The following is a 20,185-nucleotide window of genomic DNA, read 5'->3' as shown; positions in this document are numbered from 1 at the left end:
GAGATTCTGACCGCCGTTAAAGGTCGCAGCCTGCGCCATGCAAGACGCCCAGGCGCTAGAGAAGGTCGGCCCCGCAGCATCAGCGCGAGACGGCAGCAACAACGCCGAGCACAGCAACAGCGCGCCAAACGCCCCAGAGAGGCTCAGTCGTCGCGCGATGGTCCAAAAAGAATCCATCCTGCCCCCAGCAACGCCATCAGTACGAAATAGCCGTCCATACGGTTTCTCCGTGCCCAGAAAGGACGCGGGGCCTGCGCCCCGCGCCACCCCCAAGGGACGGATTAGCCCGCGCCCTTGACCCACTTGTAAGCCTTGATGCCGTAGTGCATCGCCAGCACCGCCACGCCAATCAGGCCGGCGGCAGTCGCCACCGTGCCGATCAACGTCACGATGCTGGACACGTCGATGCCATCGGCCATCGCGGCACCACCAGCGAGCGCCGTCGAGGCCAGGGCCGCACCTGCATAGAGCTTGCTGTTGCTGTTCTTCTTCATGGTCAGTCTCCGACCCGCCGGAGTGATCGAAACCCATACGCCGTGGCCCAGCAGGTCAAGATCGCCACACCGATGAGGACACCCGACGTTGCGTCGAGGTCTGGAAAGAAGTTCTGTTGCTGCACCCAATACGGATGCGCGCACACGCCCGTCGTCGCATCGACGTCCGCCGAATCACAACCTTGAACGACGGGCGTGCCCACGTCTTACGCCGCCTTCGACTTCGCCAACGGAACGAACTCGCGTTCCATCTGCAAACGACCATCGCGGTCCAGGTAGATGCCCGTCGCCCGCACCTCGTAATCGCCCGGCGGCAGGAAGTGCGACGCCTTCGACGGGTCGAAGTACTGCTGAAATTCCTCGACGCGGCCTTCGCCCTTGACGATGCCGCACGTCTGGAAGCCGTGGTTCTTGCTCGGATCCTTCCTGCCAGCCTGCACGCGCACTTCGCTGAAAGCGCGCAGGATCGTGTAGTGAGTTTTCTGGTTCATGGTGCGTCTCCTATGGACGTCTAAACGTTGATGTATTTGTGCATCTCAGAGCCCAACAGCGGGGCAAGAACAGACGCTCCCAATCCAGCAGATGCCACCCACGCCGGGAGCTGCTTGCGCGTGAGTAGCTTTGCCATCGCATCGGCAAAATCGTTCGCTTCGGGAAAGGCTTCGGCCACGGCGAACACCACGCGGCCGCACTGCCTGCGCGCATGACGCAACGCGCTTGACATCGTCGCGGCCACCTTCGCCATCGACGTTTCCATGCGCGTGCTGCGCTGGCTGATCCACTCCAACACGGGGTAATGGCCCACGAGGTACTCCCACGGGCGTTCAAGGATGTCGTACGGAATTTCGCGATACTTGCTGCCGAAACGCGCTTCGAAGCGCACCCAGGGGCTGCTTGGATCGCCCAGCTGCTTTCCCTTCTCGTAAGCACACAGCTGCTGATTGCCGGTGTTCTTGCCGATGTAGACCGTTTGGCCCGAGCCATCGGCGTAGCCAGCGAACCCAATAGCCGGCGGCCTACCCTTGGTCGTGAACTTACCCTGGCTGTGCCAGCGCTGCACGTCATCCAGGGTGTACCGCCCTTCCCTATCGTCGTGCGCACAGTCCACGCGGGAAAGCTTGGCCGCCCACCCTTCCACCACACACCGGGTGTGTGCCCACGCCGTGACGTGGGCACAACCCGCACCGGTCAGCTCCACGCAGAACGTGCCGCGCTGCGATTCGCCACCCAGCGCCACAAACCCACACACCTCACCGGACGGCATCAGGATGCGGCAGTGATTCGCGTAGAAATTGCGGAAGCCACGCACCTGGGGGTCGATGCGCAACCCACTATCCGGCGCAATCGCCTGCACCACGTAGCGGCAAAGCAATTCGATGCTCGTCTCGCAACCCTTGGCCGCTTCGGCACGAAGCCGAGCGCCCCAGTCGCCGTCGCGCAAAGGATCGTTGAGCACCGTCAGCGGAGCCGAGAACGTCAGAAAGTCCACAATGGCCAGAGCCGCGTCGTTGGCAGCGTGTTCCACCGTTTCCACTGAGGACTTTAGTCCCCTGTTAGCTGAGGGGACTTCCCGTGCGGCGGCTCGTTGCGCCATGAAAGCGCGGGCGCGAACGAACGCACCCGCTGCCAATTCATCTTGAATCGCCTGGACGGCCAAACGCTGCTCGACGCTCATGCCCGGCGCGCCAGTTCAAACGCGTAGGCGCTCTCTTGCTCAGCAACCTCAGCGCACTCAGCAGCGTCGAGAAACATGCCGGCAGAAACGTAGGCAGACTCAAGCGCCATATGACGCTCGCACTGCTGGCCGGCGAAAACGATCATCTCGACCTGGAAGGCGGTCACAGTAGCCACCCCGCCGAGCGGAGGGAGGCCTGCCGGCCTGCGTAGGCGCAGATGCGCCACGCGAGAAGGAACAAAGCCAGGAGGATGAGAGGCGCGCAGAGAGCGCACAGTGCAGCCAGAACGACCATTGAATTCCCCTTATGGTCAAGACTGTTGACCATAGGGCGTAGTAAAGTGCCTTGACCCTCCACCAGTCAAGGTCCTTGACCATGAGTAATTCTGATCGTTTGCTCGATATCTATATGCAAAAGCTATCGCTGCGTACGCTCAGCGAAGTGGCGAGCAAGCTAAATGTAACCCGGCCAGCCGTCAGCAACTGGAGGGCGGGAACATCACACCCCAACGCCGAGGCCATCGAAACGATGTGCAAAGCGACAGGCGAGCCGCTATCTCGATGGCTACCTCTAATCGAGGCCGAACGCTGCCGCACCGAGGGCGACCGCAAGGTGTGGCTTCGGCTGGCTCAGGCAGCTGCGGCAATTGCTGCCGCCTTCCTGATACTGCGACACGGAGTCGATACGCACGCCGTCTCCGCGTTCGTTTTCGCCCCTGCTATACATTATGCGAAATTATAGATGATCCAGCGCGGCCGTCCAAGCGTCGCGGTGTCCAGCCGAAACTACTGTTTCTGTTACGTCCCGCTAAGTGATTACGTTACTTCTAGCGAGATCTGTGGAAGTCCAGCGATGTAACGCAATCAGTAGCATCCGGCAGATGCGGCCAGAGCCATCGTCACTGGTTGCAGCCATGAAACCTGAGCAGCGTCGACCAACAGCTTGTGCAATGTCCGCCAACCAACTTACGCCATTGCGCTGAACTGCCGACCAACCTGATCCATCGGTGCTGAATCGCCAACACGTCTGGGCCGGCCCAGACTCATCGAGCGCAACGCCGTTTCCGCTTATTCGGTCGTCTTCTGACATCAAGCTATTTGCGGCCTGACCCTGCCGGCGACTTCTTTGGTGTGCGAGCGCGTGTGGACGCCTTTGCTTTCGGGGAAAGCGGACGCTTGGCTGCGACCATCAAACTTGAGCCGCATCGACCGACAACTTGTGCAATGTCTGCCAAAAACCTTGGGCCATGGTACGAAACAGCCAAGAGCATTGGACCGTCGGCCGCAGACAGCCAACAACCCTAGGCCAGCTGGTTCGGTGAACCCCGCCGGTGTCGCTGTCCCGTTAATTCTGTCGCCTGTCCGCTAATCGTGTCATGTCCGCTTATTCGGTCGCCCTCTGACGTAGAGCTACTTCCGAGCTTGGCGTCCCGACGGCTTCTTTGGCGTGCTGCGCGTGGGGGATTTGGTTTTCGGGGAAATCTGACGTTTTGGCTTGGCCGCTGCCACGTGCGCCGCCGACAGCGCTTTTTCTAATCCCACGATTTGGCCTGCTTGGCGTGCAGTCTCTTGCTCAAGTTCGCGCACGCGGGCACCAAGTGAGTCGCACCGACTTTCCGTTGCCGCAGTGGCATCCCGATGCATTCGTTGTGCGCTTTCATACCGTTGCTGCCACTGTCCTGCATCTTGTCGGGCACGGTCGACTTCACGATGAGAGCGATCTTCGACGGCACGAATGTGAGCCTCTTGGCGTTCGCGTTCTGTTTGGAGTGCAGTACGGGTTTCGTCCAACTGAGCCTGAAGCGCCTGGAATTGCTCAGATTGCAGGTCACGCTGATCCTGCAGACGATCGCGCTGCTGTAAGAGGTCGGCGCGCAGGGCGTGACTATCCTGCAATTGGCCATCCAGGGTGGCACAGACGTGCTCAGCTAGCTCTCGGGCTGCTTGCGCCTGGGCCGCATTAGTTTCGGCCTCCGTCAGGCGAGCTCCCCAGCTTTCGCGCTCCGCAGCCAATTGAGTTCGAGCAGCTTCAAGCGACGTACGCTCACTGGCGAAACGACCTTCGATGGCGCGCTCCGCATGCTCCGTGGCGAGACGCCACAGTGCAAGCATCGCCTGCCCCACCAGGTCAGGCACCTCCGGCAGGGTGCTCAGCTGCGTCAGCCGCGCCCCAAGCTGGCCACGCCAACTATCAAGCATGCGAGTGACCGTATTGGGCGAACCGGTACCGAGCTCGGTCCGCACCTTCTCCACCGTCGGATTCTCACCCGAGGCCAGGATGGCGTCTGCGGCTGCGTTGACCTGGTCCTGGGTGATGCCTCGTGCCATGAAATGGCTCTCCTCGATCGGCGCCCTACTCGCTTGGATTCGTACTCGCGATAAGTGATGATTATCGTGGGTACGAGCGCTATTTCGTAGTATACATTACATATTATGAAAGGTATTTCACCGATTCCGACCTTGGCGCAGCCAGCCTCCAGCCTGGCGTTGCCGATCCAGCTGGCCCAACAGGCAGCCGACGCCGTGCGCGAACTGCTTGCCGAAGCCGCGGCCGCCAACACCACGCGTAGCTATGCCAGCGCCCTGCGCTACTGGGCCGGCTGGCACGCCGCGCGCTACGGCGTCGAGCTGACGTTGCCGGTGCCCGAAGCCACCGTGCTGCAATTCGTGGTGGACCACGTGGTGCGCCGGTCGGCCGACGGCGAGCTGGCCTGGGAGCTGCCGCCGGCCGTCGATCAGGCCTTGGTCGCGGCGGGACTGAAAGCCAAGCCCGGTCCCTGGACGCTGGCGACGGTTCGACATCGGGTCGCGGTGCTGTCGACCGCGCATCGACTCAAACACGTGACCAATCCGTGCGAGCAGCCTGCCATCCGTACGGTGCTCAGTCGGGCCGCCCGGGCGGCTGTCAAGCGCGGCGAACGCCCGCGTAAGAAGACGGCCATCACCTTGGCCGAGCTCGAGGCGATGCTCGCCACCTGCGACGAGAGCCTGGAAGGTCTGCGCGATCGTGCCCTGCTCTGCTTTGCCTTCGCTAGCGGTGGACGTCGGCGCAGTGAAGTGGCGGCCGCCGACCTGCGTGACCTGCGCCGAATTGGCCCGCAGGGTTTCATCTACCGGCTGAAACACAGCAAGACGCAGCAGGCCGGCGTGACAGCGACCTCCACTCCGGACAAGCCCGTCCTGGATCGCGCCGCCCAGGCGCTCGAGGCCTGGTTGGCCGCCGCCGGCATCACAGAGGGGGCGATTTTTCGACGATTGTGGAAGCAGCGAGTCGGCCCTGCCCTCTCCCCGGCGGCCGTGGGAGAGATTGTGCAGCGCCGCGCCAAGCTCGCGGGCCTGGAGGGGGACTTTGGTGGGCACAGCCTGCGGTCGGGGTTCGTCACGGAGGCGAGCCGTCAGGGTGTGCCGCTGCCCGCGATCATGGCGATGACTGAGCACCGAGCGGTGTCGAGCGTAATGGGGTACTTTCAGACCGGCGGTGCGACGAGCAACCCAGCCGCGCGACTACTTGAGGAGCCGTAGGCAAGCTAGGTGGGCATGACGGGGGCACTCCCCCATTCCCCGAATTGCTGGAGATACCTCCGGCAATCATCCCGACAACTTCGGTGGAATGCTCAAGCAGCAAGGCTCTCCGGTACTCTCTGCGTGACCAAAAGCGCATTCATGGAGCGACGTTAGCCACATGGGAAGCGTGGGAAGCCGAGTCAAGTGCGGCACAGGGGGACTCAAGAAGGCATCAGATCGCCTCTCTGTAATCCCGTCGACCCATTTAGTCATCGTCATGTCCAACGCTGGCCGGGACGAATACCTACGCCGGCTGACCATCATTGCGATCGCCGCCTAAGCTATACGCTGAGGCCTGCTCTTTTGAGCAATCCGAAAGCGGCGCTCGCCTACCCTTGATAACTTGCCCTAATCGATGTGAACTGAAGGCGGCAGGTCACAACGAGATCGAACCACCCTTTGTGGGCCAGCTGCAGGATTTCATGTTCGAGGCAGCCTCATCGCGCGAAGGATCATCATGCAACGGTGTGCTGGCTATACAGTGCAGCCGACTGAATCAACGGCCTACCCCAAGCGCTTGCGTCTGATAGAGCCTGCGTAAACCGGCGCAACGCCGGGCGACGCGTCGCGGTTGTTTGTGTTCTCTTGCGCTGCGGGCAGTGACTTCCAAGCGGCGCCACTAAAGAAGCTTTCCTTCCATATGTACTGCGTCAGGCTCATGCCAGCAGCAGCCATCGGCCGGTTCTGCTCGCCGTTGTAAGCACCCGAACGGCAATGTAGCGTAGTTGGGCAGTGTTACGGCGGCCGTCTGCTTTGTGCAAGGTCACGGCAAGCATTGCCAGGATCAGATGAGACAATACGCCCATGGATAATGCGATGGACCTTGGAAGTATTGCGCCGATACTTTCGATGGCGACAGACGGTATCGTGCTGACCGATAAAGCGTGTCGCATACTCTACGTCAACCAATCGTTTACCGACCTCACCGGTTACAGTAGCGCTGATCTGAAGGGTCTTACCTGTAGTGTTTTGCAGGCGCCGGGCACGGACCCCAACGAGGTTGACGCTATACGGGAGGCCATCCGCGCCAACAAGCCGTATTCGGGCGAAATCCTCAGCCGCACCCGGTCTGGCGAGACGTTCTGGAATGGACTGACCATTACACCCATCTTCCAGCAAGGCGAGCTGTTGGGATTTCTTGGCATTGCTCGCGACAGCGCCGCACATAAGAACGCGCTGGAGGCGCTGTCCTCACGCGAGCGGCTGTATCGTTTTCTGTTCGAACATGTTCAGGCGGGCATCGTGCTCCATCGCGCCAGCACGGAGATAATCTATGCCAATCAATCCGCGCTCCATATGCTTGGCATGCGATACGACGAGCTGCTGGGAGCCTTCTACACCGATAGGCACTTTGATTTCGTCCGCGAAGACGGCTCGCCGTTGCCGCTGAACGAATTTCCTGTAGCCCGGGTGCTTAGAACCCGGGCGCCCGTCTCGCAATACGTCATTGGCTTGCATCGCAACGCCGACAGGCAACTGGTCTGGGTCGTATGCAACGCCGCGCCCAACCTCGACGAGAACGGTGAGCCAACCGAAGTAGTAGTGAGCTTTACCGACGTGACCCGTCTGAAGCAGGCCGAGAGTGCGCTCAAGCATTCCGAGCTGCGCTTGAGCCTGGTGCTACGCGGTACCAACGACGCCGCCTGGGACTGGGATCTGACCACTGGTGAGATCTATTACTCGCCACGCTGGTGGGAAATGCTCGGACTGACGTCCGATGCGCTACCAGCAACCCGGGATCTTTGGCAGCGGCGCTTGCACCCGGACGACGCACGACGTATCAGCTCGACGCTCGAACACTTACTGAGCAGCGTCATCGAGAGCTATGAACTGGAATTTCGGCTTCGTCATCGGAAGGGACACTATGTGCCGGTGCTGTCGCGCGGTTTCATCCTGCGCGATGTTCACGGCAAGGCCATGCGCGTTTCAGGCGCAAACACCGACCTGACCGAACGCAAGGAAGCCGAGCATCAGATCTACCGATTGGCGTACTACGACATTCTCACCGGCTTGCCGAATCGTCGAAAGTTGATGGAGCAGCTCGACGACATGCTGGCCCTGCCTGCGTCGACGCACGGCTGGGGCGCTATCCTCTTCGTCGACGTCGACAATTTCAAGCTCCTGAACGATTCGATGGGGCATGCCGTTGGAGATCTGCTGCTCAAGCAAGTGGCGCTGCGTCTGCAAGCATGCGTCCGCACGCACGATGTGCTGGCGCGACTCAGCGGCGACGAGTTTGTAGCGCTGCTCGGCGATCTTGGGCTCGATCCCTCATCAGCTTTGCAAGCCGCCGAGAACGTGGCCCACAACGTCTGGAGCGCACTTGCCCTGCCCTATGCGTTGGGCGACGCAAGCTATCTCTGCACCGTGAGCGTGGGCATTGCCTTGTTCGACTATGGCGTGCGTGGCACGGAAGACACCCTAAAGCACGCCGACCTGGCCTTGTGCCATGCAAAGTCCACCGGCAAGAACAAACTCTGCGTATACGACAAGGCCATGGAAGTGGCGATGCAGGAGCGCCTGGCGCTGGAGCATGACCTGCGCACTGATTTCCATGCGCGACGCTTGCAGATGTACCTGCAGCCGCAAATCGACAGTGATGGCCGCACGGTCAGTGCCGAAGCTCTCTTGCGATGGAGCCACGCTACTCGCGGCGACGTTCCACCAGCTCAGTTCATTCCCCTTGCCGAGGCCACGGGGCTCATCCTGCCACTTGGTGAATGGGTGCTTGAGACGGCCTGCCGGCAGCTTGTCGCCTGGGCCTGCAATCCGCGCACAGAAGCCTTGACTTTGTCGGTGAATATTAGCGTGAGGCAATTGCATGACCTCGGGTTTGTGTCATGTGCACTGGACGTGCTCCGGCGCACTGGCGCCAACCCATCTCGACTTGTGCTTGAAGTGACCGAGAGCTTATTCGCCGAAAACATTGAGACCATCATCGAGCGCATGATGTTGTTGCGCGAACGTGGCATACGCTTCGCACTGGATGATTTTGGAACGGGCTATTCCTCGTTGAGTTACCTGCAGCGGATGCCACTGGACGAGATCAAGATCGACCGCTCGTTCATACGGGGGATCCAGGAGGGCGGCCGTGGCGCGACTATCACGCGCATGATCATTTCCCTTGCCAAGAATCTTGGCATCAAGACCGTGGCCGAGGGCGTAGAGACGTCCGAGCAGAAGGATTTTCTATACCGGCACGGTTGTTTTCATTATCAAGGCTATATATGCGGCGAGGCTGTGCCGCCCGAAGATTTCGTGGCCTTTCTTCACTGAGGGCACGCCAGTTCCGCTTGTACCGTCGCGGCCGCTTGTCCAGCCAGATGTCGAAGCACCTCCATACAGCCCGTTGCCCCAACCTGCTTGGGCCAGCTCCGCTGGCTCATGCTGTTCTTATGCGGCGGCACACTGTCGAGCCATGCCGCCGTCCCGAACGTTTGCCGGGTTTGGATGCACCCCGATTCGCACGGAAGACAAGGCTAGCGGCATCGAAGTCGGCGCGGTGCACACCTGGTGCCATTGCACGAAAGGGGCGATTCGCTTGCGTTTTGGCCCGCCCGAGCCCTTCTCCGCCCCTGGCGCCGTGACCAGCCAGCACGCTTCCTGGGCAATCGCCAATGTTTGGGCTTCAGGTTGAATCCAAGTGAGAGTCGAGTGCGTATACCTGTAGACGGCAGCCAAGCCGTGAAGTCGCTCCTGCGTAAAACACAGCCATCGGGTACTGCCTTTCAAGAGCGGGGATTGATCATGACTTCAATCGACACCGAAACCGATGGCAGAGCGACCATCCCGCTGGCTCTGGTCGTGGAGGATGGCGATGACCTTCGATACCTCTTCTGCGCCATGCTCGGCGAGCTCGGCTTTGCAGCCATCGGCGTAAGCAATGCCGATGCGGCGCTTGTCCATCTCCACACGGCCGGGCCCTTCGATCTCCTGCTCACTGACGTGAATATGCCGGGAACCATGGACGGATCTGCTCTAGCGGCCATGGCCCGCAGGCTCTTTGAACGCCTGCTCATCATCGTCGTGACAGCAGAGCCTAGACAGGCTCTTGTGGAACTGCCTGCGAATGTCGCAGTGCTGGCAAAGCCCTTCTGCCTGAGAGAGCTGGCCGCAGAGATTGATCACTCGAAGATCCGGCAAGGAGGGGCCAGGGGCTCGTTTATCTGCGGTCGAGGCGTGGAATGAAGATGCATTTTTCTCTATGCAACTCCCTCACCCAGGCATCGAGATGGATGTTTCCGTGATCGCGACGGTGCCATCGCAAAGTGAACAGGATGAAGGCGTCAAGCCTGACCTATAAAACTGCCAGTGAAGGAGATCCCGGCTTGCCACTATCCAGCGATGGACCTGATCAAGCGCATCCATTTCCTAGGGCGGTTTTGAACCACATGAGCACTCACTCCGCGTTCCTCACTCCCGTGGCACGCCGCGCATCCATTCGTTCCGCAGTCCCGAGGCTGGCGATTTCTTGCCTGGCGCTGATGGCACCGGACCTGTTGTATGCCGGCTCATTTGAAGGCGCATCGCATTATTCGGGCATAGCGTACGCTGCCGATGGCGGTCCGATCCGCTACCGGGAGGAGCACTGGCTATTTCGGGAACAAGGGACGCTGACGCGGCTTGTCCTGTATCGCTGCCCCAACGGCCAGCCATTTGCGCGAAAGTGGCTGCACTATTCGGGTCAACCCTGGGCTCCGGATTTCACCTTCGAGGACGCGCGTGATGGCTACTTGGAGGGCGCGACGCGCATGCCAGGAGCGTGGCGTGTCTATGTGCGGGATCGTGCCGATGCAACAACCCGGTCCGCGGCCCTTCCGTCGCGTCCCGACACAGTCGTCGATGCAGGCTTTGACGCGTTCGTACAGTCCCGCTGGGCGACATTGAATCGACCCGAGGGCGTACAAGCGGCCTTTGTGGTTCCCGGTCGGCTTGGCTATCTGGATCTGAAGCTCAAACCGTTGGCCAGCTCTCGCAGTGAATCGCGCCAATTTCGCCTCGGCCTCGACGGGTTTCTGGGTGCCATTGCCCCGTCCTTGCGGTTGACCTACGCGAGCGCCGATCGCCGCCTCGAGGAATTTGTAGGGATCAGCAATATTCGAGACGAGCAAGGCCATCGCCAGCGCGTGCAGATTCGATTTCCTCTGGATGCCGTCGAGCCAGCACCCACGCGTGCCGAAGTCGAGTCAGCCGCTCGACTACCCCTCACGTCGCGTTGTTCGCCTTGAGCGGTAGTGCATCCGATCCATGCTTCGCGTCGTATAAGACATATTCAACGGCGGAACCCGTCCATGAGCCACCCGCTTTCCCAGCAAGCCTTGTCGAAAAGCGGTTCCCTGGCACAGCGCATGCGCGCGTGGTTCGATGCGGGCGCCGAGGGTGCGGCGAGCTCCAACCCGCGCCGCATCGATTGGGTGCGTGCCATTCCCTTCGTCGCTATGCATCTGGCGTGTCTCGGCGTCATCCTGGTCGGCACATCGCCCGTGGCCATGTTGACCGCGGCAGCGCTTTACGCCATCCGCATGTTTGCACTCACTGGGTTTTATCACCGGTACTTCTCGCATCGCGCGTTCCGAACCTCGCGCGCCGTGCAATTCGTGTTTGCGTTGATCGGCGCCTCTTGTGTGCAGCGTGGCCCGTTATGGTGGGCTGCGCATCATCGCAACCACCATCGGCACGCCGACACAGCGCTCGACCCCCACTCCCCCACGGTTCACGGCTTTCTCTGGAGTCATGCGGGCTGGTTTCTGACATCGGAGGCCTTCCGCACCGATTTGGATCGCGTCACCGATCTGCGCGGTTTTCCGGAACTTCGCTGGCTGGATCGGTATGACACGGTCGTACCCGTCGCGCTCGCCCTTCTGCTGTTCGGGTTCGGCTCCCTGCTCCACGTGCTGGCGCCCTCGTGGGGAACCAGTGGCGGTCAGATGCTCGTCTGGGGATTTTTCATATCCACCATTGTGCTGTTCCATGCGACGGTCACCATTAATTCTTTGGCCCATCGCTTTGGACGCCGACGCTTCCCTACTCATGACGACAGCCGCAACAACACTTGGCTTGCCTTGATTACGTTTGGCGAGGGTTGGCACAACAACCACCATTTCTATCCCGGCTCGGCGCGACAAGGCTTCCGCTGGTGGGAAATCGATCTCACCTGGTACGGCCTGCGCTTTCTGGCCTTGCTTGGATTGGTGTGGGACCTGAAGCCCGTGCCCGCCTGGGTGCAGCGCAAGGCGGAGTACTAGCCATGCGCATCGCCGTCATCGGTTCGGGCATCGCAGGGCTCGCCTCGGCTTGGCTGCTATCCCGCGAACACGCTGTCACACTGTACGAGGCCAGCGATTACCTCGGCGGTCACACGCATACACACCACGTTCAACTCGCTGGCAAGGAGTACGTGGTCGACTCCGGGTTCATCGTGCACAACCCGGTGCACTATCCCCTGCTGAACGCCCTGTTCGACGAGTTGGGTGTGCCATCGCAGGCCACCACCATGAGCTTCTCGGCCCGGCATGAAGCCAGCGGCCTGGAGTACAACGCGACCACTCTCGACACGCTGTTCTGCCAGCGACGCAATCTACTGTCGCCACGTTTCTGGGGCATGGTGCGTGATCTGTTCCGGTTCTATCGGGAAGCGCCGGCGCTGCTCGACCAGCCGGGCGCTGGCCCGACACTCGGTGATTATCTCCTGCAGAACGGCTACGGGCACACGTTCCGCGACCATCATTTGGTTCCGATGGCGTCGGCCTTGTGGTCGTCGCCATCCCGGCAGATCCTCCAGTTTCCCGCACGCTATCTCGTGCAGTTCATGGCCAATCATCAAATGCTGCAAGTAAGCGGGCGTCCGCAGTGGCAAGTGGTGAAAGGTGGGTCGTCGACCTATGTGCGCGCCCTGCGTCGGCGCTGGAGTGTCCAGGAGCGCCTATCCTCGCCCGTGCGCTCGGTGGTCCGCCGCGGCGACTGCGTCGCGATCGATTCCAACCAGGGAGTCGAGACTTTCGACCATGTGGTGATGGCGTGCCACAGTGACCAGGCTCTTGCGCTGCTCTCGGATGCTTCCGAGCAGGAGCGGGACATCCTTGGCGCCATGCCTTATGAAGCCAACCAGGTTGTACTGCACACCGACACGCGGGTGCTCCCGCGCTCCCGCAAGGCATGGGCGGCCTGGAACGCAGTGGTTCCCCTCGATCCGGAGGCCGCATGTACGGTCAGCTACTGCATGAATCTGCTGCAGCGCATCGATGCACCCGAGCCACTGATCGTCAGTCTCAACCAGACCGAATCCATCGACCCGCAGCGAGTTCTGCGAAGTATGACTTATAGCCATCCGGTGTACACAACCGCCTCTGTCGCTGCGCAGGCGCGCAAGCCGGAGATCCAGGGAAAACGGCAAACATGGTTCGCCGGCGCCTATTGGGGTTGGGGTTTCCATGAGGACGGCGTGCGCAGCGCGATGGAAGTGGCGCAGGCGCTCTGCTCCCTGGTCCGCTTGCCCAAGGCCACGCTGGAGCCCTGCTCATGAGCGCCCTGGCCAGCGCTGTGTACGAGGGCACGGTAACGCATCGGCGCCATGCCCCCCGCGAGCATGCATTCCGCTATCGCATGGCGCAGCTGCTGTTGGACCTGGACGAGATTGAGACGGTTTTTCGTCATCATCCGCTGTGGTCGGCCAATCGCCGCAACCTCGCCGAGTGGCGACGGAAGGATTATCTCGGCCCTGCGGACTTGCCGCTTGCAGACGCCGTCCGCGAACGCGTGCGCCGTGACGCCGGCCTGGTTCCCACAGGCCCCATCCGCATGCTCGCGCACCCGCGATATGCAGGGTATGTATTCAATCCCGTTGTCTTCTATTACTGCTACGAAACCGATGGCGTCACACTAGCCTGCATCGTCGCCGAGATTACCAATACGCCGTGGGGTGAACGCCACGCTTACGTGCTGACGGCCGATCGCGCATGGCGTCGTGGACGCACCATGGCCTGGAACTTCGACAAACAGTTCCACGTCTCCCCTTTCATGGCCATGGCAAGACGCTATGACTGGCGGTTCACGCCGCCCGCCGACGATCTTCGGGTGCACATGAAAGTGCGAGACGGCGATACCTGTGAGTTCGATGCGACGCTGTCCTTGCGGCGCCAGCCACTGAGTCGCCATGCGCTTGGACGTGTGCTTTGGCGTTATCCACTCATGACCGCTCAGGTCATGGGTGCCATCCATTGGCAGGCGCTCAGGCTATGGCTTAAACGCGCCCCCGTCTACGAACATCCAGCCGGCCACGGCAGGCCGCACCCCAGGGAAGTGTCATGACTGAAATTGCCAAAGAGCACCTGCTGAGTGCGGCCGACACACAACCCGGATGGGTCGATCGCGTGTTGCGGGAACGTCTGCTCAAGGCCATGCGAGGCTTGCGCCATGGCGTGCTGGGTCTGCGCGATGCCGTCGGCGACATCGACGTAGGTTCGACCAACGAAAGCCCGGACGGATTGCGCGTGCACGTACATGTGCAGGACATGCGCTTCTATCGGGCATTGGCCCTCAATGGCAGCGTTGGCGCAGGTGAAGCCTATGCAGAGGGATGGTGGCGCTGCGACGACCCGGTCGGCCTGGTGAGGCTGCTGGTCCGCAACCGCGATTTGCTCGACGGCATGGAAAGCGGCATGGCCAAGCTGGGCGGACTCGCCATGCGGACCTGGCACGCCTTGCGCGAGAATACCCGCGCCGGCGCACGCCGCAACATCGCCGCGCACTATGACCTTGGCAACGAGTTCTTCGCGCTGTTCTTGTCAACGGACCTGATGTACTCGTCGGCCTTATGGAGCGATGGCGAAGACACTCTCGAATCTGCGTCGACGCGAAAGCTCGACGTCATCTGTCGCAAGCTGAACCTCAAGCCTGGCGATCGCGTGGTGGAGATCGGTACGGGTTGGGGCGGCTTTGCGTTGCATGCGGCCCAACACTATGGCTGCCACGTCACTACCACCACCATTTCGCATGAACAGTACACGCTTGCCAGCGAGCGTATCGCCAACGCCGGCTTGAGCGATCGCGTCAACCTGCTGCTGAAAGACTATCGTGACCTGGATGGCCAGTACGACAAGCTGGTATCCATTGAGATGATCGAGGCGATCGGTGCGCGCTACCTGCCCGCTTACTTCGCCAAGCTAAGCGAGCTGCTCAAGCCCAGCGGCATCGGCCTGATTCAGGCCATCACGATCGAGGACCACCGCTATGAGCAGGCGTTGGCGTCGGTCGACTTCATCAAGAGGCACATTTTTCCCGGCAGTTTCATTCCGTCATTGAGTGCCATCCTGGCCGCGAAGACGCGCGCCAGCGACCTGGCGCTGGTGCATCAGGAAGATTTCGGCCTCTCCTATGCCCGCACGCTCCATGCCTGGCGTGGCCGGTTTCTTGCCCATGTGGCCGAGGCGCGCGCGCAGGGGTTCGACGAGCGCTTTCTTCGCCTGTGGGAGTTCTACCTGGCCTATTGCGAAGGCGGCTTCCTGGAGCGCTCTATCGGTGTTTCGCACCTGCTTCTGGCCAAACCCGGTGCGCAGCCACTCGCGGCGCGGTGGACGGCGCGCGATGGAGGTCTGCACGCATGACGTTCTGGATCAATCTCGTAGGCTACCAGTCGGTATGGTTTCTGCTCGTGCGAGGCGCGGCACAAGCGCATCTCGCTTTGCCACTGCTTGCCGGCGCCGTGTTCGTGCTGGGCCAGCTGTTGACTTCGCAACACCCTTCGCGAGACGCGCGCCTGTTGGTGGCGGCCCTGCTGATGGGCCTGCTGGTCGATGGCGTGGCGGCCTCCACCGGCTGGCTGGACTACGCCTCACGAGTACCTGCATGGCCGCCCCAGGGCGCACCGGTGTGGATCCTGATGTTGTGGGCGTGCTTCGCCACGACCATCCCGCGATCGCTATCGGTGTTGCGGAGCCGGCCATGGCTTGCCGCACTGGCTGGCGGCCTCGGTGCGCCGATGTCCTATCTTGCCGCCGCACGTGGATGGGGCGCGGTGCAGGTGTCGTCCTGGCCCGGCCTGCCTTGGATCGCCGCCTGCTGGGCCTTGGCGCTGCCGCTGTTGGGCGCACTGAGTCAATACGACGCACGACGCGATGAATCGAGCCGGACATGAGCGGCGCGATGCAACTGCTATGGGTCGGCGTGATCATGGTGGTGATCATGACGCTGGGCTGGGCTTGGCAACGCCGTCGTCGCAACGCGGGGATCGTGGACGTCCTGTGGGCTGGCGGCCTGGGTGTCGCTGCAATACTGATGGCCGTCACGGGCAGCGGCGCGGCCTTGCCTCGCCTGCTGCTGGCTCTCATGGGCGGCGTGTGGTCATGGCGTCTGACAGCGCATTTGTGGCGCCGCGTGAGTGGCGAATCAGAAGACGGGCGCTATCGCCAGCTGCGCGCGCATTGGCAAAACAGCCAGGCCAAGTTCTACCTGTTCTTTCAGGCTCAGGCATTGCTTGTGTTGCTGTTCGCCCTGCCCTTCATGGCAGTGGCCTGCAATCCGGTCAACGACGTGACTGTCTGGACGGCACTGGGCGTGCTGATCTGGTTGGCCAGTGTCGCCCTGGAGTCGCTCGCCGACAGGCAGCTTGCCACCTTCCGCGCAGACCCGACTCAGCACGGCAGGACCTGTCGCTCGGGTCTGTGGCGCTACTCGCGTCACCCGAACTATTTCTTCGAGTGGTTGCACTGGTTGAGCTACGTCGCGCTTGCAGTGGGCTCGCCGATCGGCTGGCTGGCCTGGTCCGGCCCACTTGTGATGTACGTGTTCCTGCGCTGGATCAGTGGCATTCCTCACACCGAGGCGCAGGCGCTACGAACGCGGGGCGACGACTACCGCGCCTACCAGCAAAGCACGTCCATGCTGTTTCCGTGGTTCCCACGTTCCGGTGCCTCCAGGACATCCTCATGAACGCGACCCTTGCTCCATCCGACGAACTCCATGCCGATCGTCCTGCGTCCGGTCTGCTTGGGCTGGCCGAGCGCGGCCTGCTGCCCGACGCATGGGTGCGCGCGGGCATTCGCCGTCTGTGTGCGCAACGGCTGGCCGAATGCAATCGCGGAGGCGTCAGCGCAGGCCAGGAAAGGCATCAGCGCCTGATCAGTACGCTGCGCCACGGTCCGATGGCCATCCACACCGACGCAGCCAACACCCAGCATTACGAAGTACCCACGGCGTTCTTCGAACATTGTCTCGGGCCGAACCTGAAGTATTCGGCCTGCTACTTTCCGGAAAAAGACACCACTCTGGAACAGGCGGAGCACGCCATGCTCGAGCTATATGCCCAGCGAGCGCAGTTGTTCGATGGACAAGACGTACTTGAGCTCGGATGTGGATGGGGTTCCCTCACGCTATGGATGGCCCAGCGGTTTCCCGCATCACGCATTACCGCGGTGTCCAATTCGCACTCCCAGCGCGCCCACATACAGGCAAAGTGCCATGAGCGCGGCTTGAGCAACGTGCGGGTCATTACTTGCGACATCAATGCACTCGATCTGCCTGGTGAAAGCTATGACCGGTGCGTGTCGGTCGAAATGTTCGAGCACGTGCGGAACCACGAGCTCCTGATGGAGCGCGTCGCGGGCTGGTTGCGCGTCGACGGTCGGCTTTTTGTGCACATTTTTGCTCATCGCCACGCAGCCTATCCGTTCGAAACCGAGGGCGAAGACAACTGGATGGGGCGACACTTCTTTACCGGTGGCTTGATGCCAGCCGCAAATACCCTGCTCTGCTTCCAGCGCGACATGCGCCTCGATCGGCAGTGGCTGATCGACGGCACCCACTACCAGCGCACCGCAAACGCGTGGCTAGCCCGCCAGGATGAGCAGCGCGCCTCCCTGCTGTCGCTATTCAAAGAGACCTACAGCAGTGACGCACTCGCCAGGCTGTGGTTTCAACGCTGGCGCATGTTCTGGATGGCCTGTGCGGAGCTGTTCGGATACCGAAATGGCCAGGAGTGGCTGATCGCCCATTACCGGTTTGTGCGCGACCGCTAGCCATAGGAGGGAGGTGTCATGCGCCATTTATTGCAAGGCTTGGCTGCTGCCGCGCTTGTCGCACTACCCCTGTTCGGCTGCGCGGCCCAGGCGCCGATTGCTCCCGTATCACATGTGGATGTGCAACGGTATATGGGTGACTGGTATGTCATTGCTGCCATACCCACGTACTTCGAGCGGCATGCTTTCCATGCCGTAGAGTCCTACACCCTGCGCCCCGATGGCCGCATCCAAACCACCTTCACTTACCGAGACGGTGCGCTCGACGGCAAGCTGAAAACCATGCATGCCACCGGGTTTGTGCATGCAAATAGCGGCAATGCGGTTTGGGGCATGCAGTTTCTGTGGCCGATAAAAGCTGAATACATCATTGCTTGGCTCGATCCCGATTACCGTACCGTGATTGTGGCGCGTAACAAGCGCGATTACGTCTGGATCATGGCGCGCTCGCCGATGATTTCCGATCAGCAATACGACCTTCTGGTCGCCCGCGTTGCCGCCATGGGCTACGACACGCGCCGTCTGCGAAAAGTGCCTCAGGGGTGAATCGAACATCCCGAAAGCGAATGCCGCGTCACATCCAAGACCGCGCCGCGCACTCGGGTTTGCTCAGTGCTCTCACCTGGGCATCAAACAAGCGCCAAGCTTGTCCTGAGCATGCGCGGCGTTCACTTATATCCACGCAGATGGCACATCGGTTTAGAGCAGCGGCGCATCCGACCGTAGCGCACCTAGTTTATAGCCCCTCATTTTCGCGCGAACCAGAAGCTCGTTGAACTGCGCTCGGCTCATGGACGGTGATCGGGCGAGAAAGCCCCTGAATGGCAGGATGCAGGCTTGGCTCATTCCCTGTTTAAGCAACAAACCCGAAGATAGATGCTGGGAAATCCGCGAACAGCGCCGACGCGCCGCCGAACGCCCTGTGCCAGCGACCCCGCCCAGGGCAGTAGCTGCATCCAAAACATGGCCGGGCACGTATAGCCAACATGATCCGAGCACTCAACGAACCATGACCTGCGTTTTGCTGCCCGCCGCCGCTGCCGTACACCTCCCGCTCCCCCCGAGGATTGGCGGCGGTGGCGGCGGGCATCTTTGCGTGTCCACGGCCCGCCAGGCATGGCTATGATGGCCTCCTCTCCACCTCCTACGAAGGTAAGGCCTCTCGAGGCCGCTCGCCGCGTGTCAGGACCCGCAAACTCAGCAACCGACGACGCGTACTACTGGGCTGACCAGGTGGCCGGCGTCGCTGTGCGACAAGACGTCGAATGTTTCATGCGCATCTACGATCACTACGCACCGCGATTGCTCAGGTATCTGCTGAGCCTTAAGGTGCCACAGCCCCAGGCTGAGGAGGTGGTGCAGGAGACCATGCTTCGCATGTGGCGGCGCGCCGACCTGTTCGATGCGAAGCGCGCCAGCCTCGCCACCTGGCTGTTCCGCATTGCTCGCAACCTCTATATCGACAGCGTGCGGGGCGAGCCTCACTGGCTGGACATCCAGGAAGGCCTCGACTGGCTCGACCGGACCGCACCGGAAGACGACGTGAGCAGTACCGAAGCATTCACCGACCAGGCTGGCCTTTCCCTCGCCATCGACCAACTACCGGCCACGCAGGCCCGCCTTATTCGCATGTCGTATTTCGAAGCCAAAAGCCACAGCGAAATCGCCCACGAGCTGGGCATGCCGCTGGGTTCCGTGAAGTCCAACCTGAGGCGCGCGTTCGCCAAGTTGCAGGCCGGGCTGAGGGGCGCGCCATGAAGCCGCACCATCACCTCGATGACAGCACGTTGATCGGTTACTCGGCAGGCGCCCTGCCCGCAGCGTTTCGTGTCGTTGTGTCGGCGCATCTGAGCATCTGCCAAAGCTGCCGCGAGCGCATGTTGGATGCCGATGCGGTGGGAGGCCAATTGGTCAGCCTGCAGGAAGGCGCGTCGATGTCGGCTGAAGCACGCAACGACATCATGAGCCGGCTTGGTGCGCGGCCGGCGCCGCCCACGGCCGCGCCGGTCCGTCGCGGTCTCGACCACGATCTCCTGCCGCAGCCGCTTTGGCCTTATTTCGGGGAAACCTACAGCGACCTTCGCTGGCGAACCATTGGACCTGGCGTGCACCACATTCGTTCGCGCGGCGTTGATGACGGACATCTGATGTTGTTGCGCATTGCTGCGGGGCGCTCCGTACCCATGCACACTCATGGTGGCAACGAGCTGACCATGGTCCTGCAGGGCGCCTACGACGACTCCTTGGGCCATTTTGCTCCGGGCGATGTGGCCGACCTTGACAGCGACGTAGAGCATCAACCGGTGACATCGCCTGGCGTGCCCTGCGTGTGTGTTGCAGCGACCGACCTGCCTTTGCGTTTTTCAGGGTGGCTTGCGCGGGCATTGCAGCCGCTGTTCAAGCTGTAGGGCACACAGCGAGACAACCACTGCGTGGCCCGG

The 20,185-nt window shown here is 61.6% G+C and carries 20 protein-coding genes; 15 read left to right on the top strand and 5 right to left on the bottom strand.

From position 1 onward, the window contains the following. Positions 1-281: 281 nt before the first annotated feature. From ABIC75_RS01790 to ABIC75_RS01775, 4 genes are all read right to left on the bottom strand, one after another. Positions 282-494, bottom strand: coding sequence for a major capsid protein (locus ABIC75_RS01790; RefSeq protein ID WP_354012152.1), 213 nt, complete (start codon positions 492-494; stop codon positions 282-284). 206 nt (positions 495-700) lie between these two features. Then, complete coding sequence (locus ABIC75_RS01785) at positions 701-985, bottom strand: hypothetical protein (RefSeq protein WP_354012151.1); 285 nt, start codon at positions 983-985, stop codon at positions 701-703. A gap of 20 nt (positions 986-1,005) precedes the next feature. Then, positions 1,006-2,169, bottom strand: a complete 1,164-nt coding sequence (locus ABIC75_RS01780; protein WP_354012150.1) for a replication initiation factor domain-containing protein — start codon at positions 2,167-2,169, stop codon at positions 1,006-1,008. After that, positions 2,166-2,336 (bottom strand): hypothetical protein, encoded by a 171-nt coding sequence (locus ABIC75_RS01775; protein ID WP_354012149.1) that lies wholly within the window; start codon positions 2,334-2,336, stop codon positions 2,166-2,168. Before ABIC75_RS01775 ends, ABIC75_RS01780 begins: the two co-directional genes overlap by 4 nt. A gap of 209 nt (positions 2,337-2,545) precedes the next feature. Here ABIC75_RS01775 and ABIC75_RS01770 point away from each other — a divergent pair, with 209 nt between their 5' ends. Then, positions 2,546-2,911, top strand: a complete 366-nt coding sequence (locus tag ABIC75_RS01770; RefSeq protein ID WP_354012148.1) for a helix-turn-helix domain-containing protein — start codon at positions 2,546-2,548, stop codon at positions 2,909-2,911. A 668-nt stretch (positions 2,912-3,579) separates the two neighbouring features. Here the strand turns inward: ABIC75_RS01770 and ABIC75_RS01765 are convergent. Continuing rightward, positions 3,580-4,497 carry a DNA-binding protein gene (locus ABIC75_RS01765; protein ID WP_354012147.1) on the bottom strand — a complete coding sequence of 306 codons (918 nt, stop codon included), beginning with the start codon at positions 4,495-4,497 and terminating at the stop codon, positions 3,580-3,582. Between the two features lie 105 nt (positions 4,498-4,602). On the opposite strand from ABIC75_RS01765, the gene ABIC75_RS01760 reads away from it, so the two are divergent. The 14 genes from ABIC75_RS01760 to ABIC75_RS01695 all read left to right on the top strand — a co-directional run bounded on the left by ABIC75_RS01760 (position 4,603) and on the right by ABIC75_RS01695 (position 20,152). After that, entirely contained in the window at positions 4,603-5,691 is a 1,089-nt protein-coding gene (locus ABIC75_RS01760) for a site-specific integrase (protein ID WP_354012146.1), read from the top strand. An 846-nt stretch (positions 5,692-6,537) separates the two neighbouring features. Further along, entirely contained in the window at positions 6,538-9,009 is a 2,472-nt protein-coding gene (locus ABIC75_RS01755) for a sensor domain-containing protein (RefSeq protein WP_354012145.1), read from the top strand. 471 nt (positions 9,010-9,480) lie between these two features. Then, a complete protein-coding gene (locus ABIC75_RS01750) occupies positions 9,481-9,921 on the top strand; it encodes a response regulator (protein ID WP_354012144.1) in 441 nt (146 codons plus the stop codon). 203 nt (positions 9,922-10,124) lie between these two features. After that, entirely contained in the window at positions 10,125-10,961 is an 837-nt protein-coding gene (locus tag ABIC75_RS01745) for a hypothetical protein (protein ID WP_354012143.1), read from the top strand. A 120-nt stretch (positions 10,962-11,081) separates the two neighbouring features. Beyond that, complete coding sequence (locus ABIC75_RS01740; protein ID WP_354013044.1) at positions 11,082-11,978, top strand: acyl-CoA desaturase; 897 nt, start codon at positions 11,082-11,084, stop codon at positions 11,976-11,978. 2 nt (positions 11,979-11,980) lie between these two features. Beyond that, positions 11,981-13,255: an NAD(P)/FAD-dependent oxidoreductase gene (locus ABIC75_RS01735; protein ID WP_354012142.1), complete on the top strand. Its 1,275-nt coding sequence runs from the start codon at positions 11,981-11,983 to the stop codon at positions 13,253-13,255. Then, positions 13,252-14,040: a DUF1365 domain-containing protein gene (locus ABIC75_RS01730; RefSeq protein ID WP_354012141.1), complete on the top strand. Its 789-nt coding sequence runs from the start codon at positions 13,252-13,254 to the stop codon at positions 14,038-14,040. Before ABIC75_RS01735 ends, ABIC75_RS01730 begins: the two co-directional genes overlap by 4 nt. Next, the gene (locus ABIC75_RS01725) at positions 14,037-15,335 is read left to right on the top strand and encodes a cyclopropane-fatty-acyl-phospholipid synthase family protein (RefSeq protein ID WP_354012140.1); all 1,299 of its coding nucleotides are present in this window, start codon (positions 14,037-14,039) and stop codon (positions 15,333-15,335) included. Before ABIC75_RS01730 ends, ABIC75_RS01725 begins: the two co-directional genes overlap by 4 nt. Further along, positions 15,332-15,865 carry a DUF2878 domain-containing protein gene (locus ABIC75_RS01720; RefSeq protein ID WP_354012139.1) on the top strand — a complete coding sequence of 178 codons (534 nt, stop codon included), beginning with the start codon at positions 15,332-15,334 and terminating at the stop codon, positions 15,863-15,865. Before ABIC75_RS01725 ends, ABIC75_RS01720 begins: the two co-directional genes overlap by 4 nt. Further along, on the top strand, positions 15,862-16,659 hold the full coding sequence (locus ABIC75_RS01715; RefSeq protein ID WP_354012138.1) for a DUF1295 domain-containing protein: 798 nt from the start codon (positions 15,862-15,864) through the stop codon (positions 16,657-16,659). The genes ABIC75_RS01720 and ABIC75_RS01715 overlap by 4 nt, the downstream gene beginning before the upstream one ends. Continuing rightward, the gene (locus ABIC75_RS01710; protein ID WP_354012137.1) at positions 16,656-17,744 is read left to right on the top strand and encodes an SAM-dependent methyltransferase; all 1,089 of its coding nucleotides are present in this window, start codon (positions 16,656-16,658) and stop codon (positions 17,742-17,744) included. The genes ABIC75_RS01715 and ABIC75_RS01710 overlap by 4 nt, the downstream gene beginning before the upstream one ends. A gap of 30 nt (positions 17,745-17,774) precedes the next feature. Beyond that, the gene (locus ABIC75_RS01705) at positions 17,775-18,290 is read left to right on the top strand and encodes a lipocalin family protein (RefSeq protein ID WP_354013043.1); all 516 of its coding nucleotides are present in this window, start codon (positions 17,775-17,777) and stop codon (positions 18,288-18,290) included. A 726-nt stretch (positions 18,291-19,016) separates the two neighbouring features. Beyond that, positions 19,017-19,502: a sigma-70 family RNA polymerase sigma factor gene (locus ABIC75_RS01700; RefSeq protein ID WP_354012136.1), complete on the top strand. Its 486-nt coding sequence runs from the start codon at positions 19,017-19,019 to the stop codon at positions 19,500-19,502. Beyond that, the gene (locus tag ABIC75_RS01695; protein WP_354012135.1) at positions 19,499-20,152 is read left to right on the top strand and encodes a ChrR family anti-sigma-E factor; all 654 of its coding nucleotides are present in this window, start codon (positions 19,499-19,501) and stop codon (positions 20,150-20,152) included. The genes ABIC75_RS01700 and ABIC75_RS01695 overlap by 4 nt, the downstream gene beginning before the upstream one ends. Positions 20,153-20,185: the final 33 nt, after the last annotated feature.

It is taken from the genome of Dyella japonica (assembly GCF_040545895.1).
GTDB classification, from domain to species: domain Bacteria; phylum Pseudomonadota; class Gammaproteobacteria; order Xanthomonadales; family Rhodanobacteraceae; genus Dyella; species Dyella japonica_D.
The sequence above is the reverse complement of the archived record's forward strand: the minus strand, read 5'-3'. Positions and strand labels throughout refer to the sequence as shown.

Bases quoted from the DNA above. Each gene is read 5' to 3' on its own strand.
- ABIC75_RS01695 (WP_354012135.1), top strand. From the start codon at position 19,499: ATGAAGCCGCACCATCACCTCGATGACAGCACGTTGATCGGTTACTCG.
- ABIC75_RS01755 (WP_354012145.1), top strand. From the start codon at position 6,538: ATGGATAATGCGATGGACCTTGGAAGTATTGCGCCGATACTTTCGATG.
- ABIC75_RS01725 (WP_354012140.1), top strand. From the start codon at position 14,037: ATGACTGAAATTGCCAAAGAGCACCTGCTGAGTGCGGCCGACACACAA.
- ABIC75_RS01765 (WP_354012147.1), bottom strand. From the start codon at position 4,497: ATGGCACGAGGCATCACCCAGGACCAGGTCAACGCAGCCGCAGACGCC.
- ABIC75_RS01730 (WP_354012141.1), top strand. From the start codon at position 13,252: ATGAGCGCCCTGGCCAGCGCTGTGTACGAGGGCACGGTAACGCATCGG.
- ABIC75_RS01770 (WP_354012148.1), top strand. From the start codon at position 2,546: ATGAGTAATTCTGATCGTTTGCTCGATATCTATATGCAAAAGCTATCG.
- ABIC75_RS01760 (WP_354012146.1), top strand. From the start codon at position 4,603: ATGAAAGGTATTTCACCGATTCCGACCTTGGCGCAGCCAGCCTCCAGC.
- ABIC75_RS01710 (WP_354012137.1), top strand. From the start codon at position 16,656: ATGAACGCGACCCTTGCTCCATCCGACGAACTCCATGCCGATCGTCCT.
- ABIC75_RS01700 (WP_354012136.1), top strand. From the start codon at position 19,017: ATGCGCATCTACGATCACTACGCACCGCGATTGCTCAGGTATCTGCTG.
- ABIC75_RS01785 (WP_354012151.1), bottom strand. From the start codon at position 985: ATGAACCAGAAAACTCACTACACGATCCTGCGCGCTTTCAGCGAAGTG.
- ABIC75_RS01790 (WP_354012152.1), bottom strand. From the start codon at position 494: ATGAAGAAGAACAGCAACAGCAAGCTCTATGCAGGTGCGGCCCTGGCC.
- ABIC75_RS01745 (WP_354012143.1), top strand. From the start codon at position 10,125: ATGAGCACTCACTCCGCGTTCCTCACTCCCGTGGCACGCCGCGCATCC.
- ABIC75_RS01715 (WP_354012138.1), top strand. From the start codon at position 15,862: ATGAGCGGCGCGATGCAACTGCTATGGGTCGGCGTGATCATGGTGGTG.
- ABIC75_RS01740 (WP_354013044.1), top strand. From the start codon at position 11,082: ATGCGCGCGTGGTTCGATGCGGGCGCCGAGGGTGCGGCGAGCTCCAAC.
- ABIC75_RS01750 (WP_354012144.1), top strand. From the start codon at position 9,481: ATGACTTCAATCGACACCGAAACCGATGGCAGAGCGACCATCCCGCTG.
- ABIC75_RS01780 (WP_354012150.1), bottom strand. From the start codon at position 2,169: ATGAGCGTCGAGCAGCGTTTGGCCGTCCAGGCGATTCAAGATGAATTG.
- ABIC75_RS01735 (WP_354012142.1), top strand. From the start codon at position 11,981: ATGCGCATCGCCGTCATCGGTTCGGGCATCGCAGGGCTCGCCTCGGCT.
- ABIC75_RS01720 (WP_354012139.1), top strand. From the start codon at position 15,332: ATGACGTTCTGGATCAATCTCGTAGGCTACCAGTCGGTATGGTTTCTG.